This window comes from Candidatus Nitrosotalea sp. FS (assembly GCF_011319475.1).
In the GTDB taxonomy this organism is placed as follows: domain Archaea; phylum Thermoproteota; class Nitrososphaeria; order Nitrososphaerales; family Nitrosopumilaceae; genus Nitrosotalea.
In genome coordinates, this window is sequence record NZ_RCMC01000110.1 from 1 (window position 1) to 546 (window position 546).

Here is a 546-nt window from a genome sequence, read left to right on the forward strand (position 1 = left end):
GATGCAGATATTTGCGTGTTAAACAGATTTGTTTGCACACTTAGTGCCGTTAAAATTGCCGCAAATCCTCCAAGCAACAAGATTAGAAAGAAGAATCCTCCAACTATACTTTCTACCCCTCTTTTCTTACCAAACCGAGATCTTTTGTATTCCATTTCTAACTTGCGTCCCCACTTGGAACAGTAAATGTATTTTGGGCATTAGCACTACCGGCTTGAAATATAATTCTTATTGGGTGTGCAAGAAGTATGTCAGAGCTAATTGTTGGACTGAGTTTTATTACTAGACGTACTTCTTGGTTGGAATTTATCTGTGCACTTGATTGTTGCACTGGTGCAGGACTATTTGTTGTCGAACTTATAATACTAAATTTACCATCTTGTGGAAACGTACCAGAAGTTGTTACTGTTAGTTGTACATTTGCAGTGTTGCTGTCCCAGGTATGAGTTATTTCATTTATGCTAATGCCTTGCAGAGTAATTGTGTTTGCAGCCATATTTCTTACTTTCAATGTTATAAAATCTGTACCGCCACCACCACTACTTA

At 37.7% G+C, this 546-nt stretch carries 1 pseudogene; it reads right to left on the reverse strand.

Features of this window, described 5'->3' with window-relative positions:
• Positions 1-157: 157 nt before the first annotated feature.
• Positions 158-546, reverse strand: a pseudogene (locus tag DYY66_RS04265) (hypothetical protein); the annotation flags it as partial.